The sequence below is a fragment of the Dialister sp. genome, from assembly GCF_036343215.1.
Classification (GTDB): Bacteria; Bacillota; Negativicutes; order Veillonellales; family Dialisteraceae; genus Dialister.
This window is the reverse complement of sequence record NZ_JAZASU010000159.1, coordinates 1-2,744: the sequence shown is the minus strand read 5'-3', so window position 1 is coordinate 2,744 and position 2,744 is coordinate 1. Positions and strand designations below refer to the sequence as shown.

The window sequence follows — 2,744 nt, the reverse complement described above, 5'->3', positions numbered from 1 at the left end:
GACCAGCTCGACCTGATCCCCTGTATAAAGTTTGGAGAGCTCATTCGCGCCGTTTTTTTCCGGTGACCCAAGCAGAGGAAGGTAGCTCTGATTTGTCTGGACAGTCATGTAGAAATTCGTGCCGTATCCATAAGTCCTGCCGCCCGCAATGTTCTCAAGGTCATCATCCATCATTTCGAACCGTTTATCTATTGCCATTATTTCAACCTCCAACAATCTGTCAAAGTATTTCTCTTTTATGCTCTGTGTTTCTTCTGTGCTTCTCCTGTGTTCTATGTACAAGTGAAAGACTGAACAGAACTGTTCTTTCAGAAATGGGAAACCTGCCTTTCATAAAAAGTCCTGCTGCTGAATTGTCAGTATCACCTGTATATACTTTATCAGATTACGACTTGCTTTGACAGAAGAATGCGTTAATGTCCCATCTAATGTCATGAAAAAGGCCGGAAAGAGGCCCGGAAAAACCCGGAAATTACCCGGAAAGAGCCGGAAATAGTTTTTTATACCTGATACTATATTGGTCGTATATAAAAAACGTGATGCTATTTCCGCTGTCCGCTGATTTGACATATTACAAATCCAGGAGTACATTATTGGGCGGACAAACGGACATCAATCCGTATATCAGAAAACTACATCCTATAAATATAAAGTATAAAGGAGAAATAACATGCGTTTATTAGGTAATATTTGCTGGTTCATCTTTGGCGGCTTCCTCAGCGGCCTGGCCTGGCTTGTGTCCGGGATGGTGTGGTGTATCACAATCATCGGGATTCCCTATGGCCTGCAGTGTTTTAAGTTCGCTTCGCTCTCATTCTGGCCCTTTGGCAAACGGGTCGAATACGGCGGCGGCGCGGTATCTTTTCTTGTAAATATCATCTGGCTTATTTTAAACGGCTGGTGGATGGCGCTTGGAAATTTCCTGATTGGCTGTCTCTGGTGTATAACAATCGTTGGAATCCCTTTTGGAAAGCAGTTCTTTAAGATCGCGAAACTGTCACTGCGGCCGTTTGGCGCGTATGTCGTATAAGAATCGTTCAGAATCATACCAGTCACAGTATTCGGATCCCGGTATCCGGAATCACTGTCAGCTTTCAGGAAGGAACAGGAAAAAATGCTGAATACACAGCTGATCAACGGCGTGATGATCAACTGGGACAAGATTTCCCCGGACAGTTATCTCCGTAGAATCGACGCGATCCACAATGTGGAACATATTGTTTTCACGCATCCTGTCACTTTCTTTGTCGGTGAAAACGGCAGCGGGAAATCAACACTGCTGGAAGCGATCGCCATAGCGTACGGATTTAATCCGGAAGGAGGCACGAGGAACTATCACTTTTCCACTTATGACTCCCATTCTGAACTCTGCAGGGCAATCCGTCTTTCCAGAGGTGTGCGCCACGCAAATTATGGATATTTTCTGCGCGCGGAGAGCTTTTATAATGTGGCGACAAAAGAGGAAGAATACAGCAGAGGGCCGGGCGGCCGTCCGCAGCATTTTCATGAGAAGTCACATGGTGAAAGTTTCCTGGCTCTGGCACAGGACAGTTTCCGTGCGAACGGATTGTACCTGCTGGACGAGCCGGAAGCGGCTCTTTCCCCGCAGCGTCAGCTGACGCTGCTGATGGAAATCGACCGATGTGTCAAAGAGGGAGCGCAGTTCATTGCGGTCACGCACTCTCCGATTCTGCTGGGTCTGCCCGGCGCGGAGATCCTGAGTTTTGACCATGGTCCGATCCATCCGTGTACTTATGAGGAGACCGACAGCTATCAGATCACTTCCATGTTCATCAATCACAGGGAGCAGATCCTGCAGCGGCTGCTAAAGTGAAAAGATTAATATAAAACATGTGAAAAACCCCTTCTTCGGAACTTGTCCATTCCGAAGAAGGGGTTTCTGCTGTGTCAAAGAATACTGCTGTATATTTACCAAAAGCATCCGTCAATCATTCGGATCCATCAGTCATTCGGATCCATCAGTCATTCAGATCCGTCAGTCATTCGGATCCGACAGCAGCGCGTCTACAGAGACATCCAGGACAGATGCCATCATTTTCAATTCTATATCCGTAACAAATCTTTCTCCCGATTCAATCCGCTGAATGGCATTCTTATCCACATCCAGCCCCTTCATTTGGAGCAGGTAGGCAAGCATTCTCTGCGATGTCTTCTTCGCCATCCCCTGCCGGAGTCTTTTTACATTTTTTCCACATATATTATTGCGCCCGTCTTCTGCCCTGTTTTTATACAATTCTGCTTTTCCAATCTTACCAGTTTATACTAATTATTGACACGCCCCTTCATTTCTGGACCCAGTGTATGTTTTTTTTGACATTTAGTAAATGTCCTGCATCCAAATGTTTTTAGCGATAAGAAAGATTTTTCAGCAGCCGTGGCAGCCTGCCAAAAACAAAATGACATTCACCAATTGTCAAAATTCCTCCGGAAGAGTATACTCAGAAGAGAATGACACTCAGTAAATGCCATTTTCTTCTCTATGTTTCATTTCTTTCTCTATATTCCATTTCTTTGTTCTTTGTTTCATTTCCTTCTCTGGATTCCATTTCCTTTTCTTTGTTTCATTTCCTTCCCTATATTCCATTCCCTTTTCTTTGTTTCATTTCCTTCTCTATATTCCATTTCCCTTTCTTTGTTTCTTTCCTTTTCTATCATTTCCTTTTCTCTCTGGCAGGAGATATCATGCTGAGTCTTATTTTATTAATGATTGTGGCAGCCGTACT

The 2,744-nt window shown here is 44.5% G+C and carries 5 protein-coding genes; 2 read left to right on the top strand and 3 right to left on the bottom strand.

The window, feature by feature from the left end:
- On the bottom strand, window positions 1-198 hold a 198-nt coding region (locus VZT47_RS09990; RefSeq protein WP_330224814.1), incomplete at its 3' end, for a hypothetical protein.
- A gap of 472 nt (window positions 199-670) precedes the next feature.
- Here VZT47_RS09990 and VZT47_RS09985 point away from each other — a divergent pair.
- Together VZT47_RS09985 and VZT47_RS09980 are read left to right on the top strand one after the other, a co-directional pair.
- Window positions 671-1,030 (top strand): YccF domain-containing protein, encoded by a 360-nt coding sequence (locus VZT47_RS09985; protein WP_330224813.1) that lies wholly within the window; start codon window positions 671-673, stop codon window positions 1,028-1,030.
- Between the two features lie 84 nt (window positions 1,031-1,114).
- Window positions 1,115-1,834, top strand: coding sequence for an AAA family ATPase (locus VZT47_RS09980; RefSeq protein ID WP_330224812.1), 720 nt, complete (start codon window positions 1,115-1,117; stop codon window positions 1,832-1,834).
- A gap of 162 nt (window positions 1,835-1,996) precedes the next feature.
- Here VZT47_RS09980 and VZT47_RS09975 read toward each other — a convergent pair whose 3' ends face one another.
- Both VZT47_RS09975 and VZT47_RS09970 read right to left on the bottom strand, forming a co-directional pair.
- Complete coding sequence (locus VZT47_RS09975) at window positions 1,997-2,254, bottom strand: helix-turn-helix domain-containing protein (RefSeq protein ID WP_330224811.1); 258 nt, start codon at window positions 2,252-2,254, stop codon at window positions 1,997-1,999.
- 290 nt (window positions 2,255-2,544) lie between these two features.
- Complete coding sequence (locus tag VZT47_RS09970) at window positions 2,545-2,676, bottom strand: hypothetical protein (RefSeq protein ID WP_330224810.1); 132 nt, start codon at window positions 2,674-2,676, stop codon at window positions 2,545-2,547.
- Window positions 2,677-2,744: the final 68 nt, after the last annotated feature.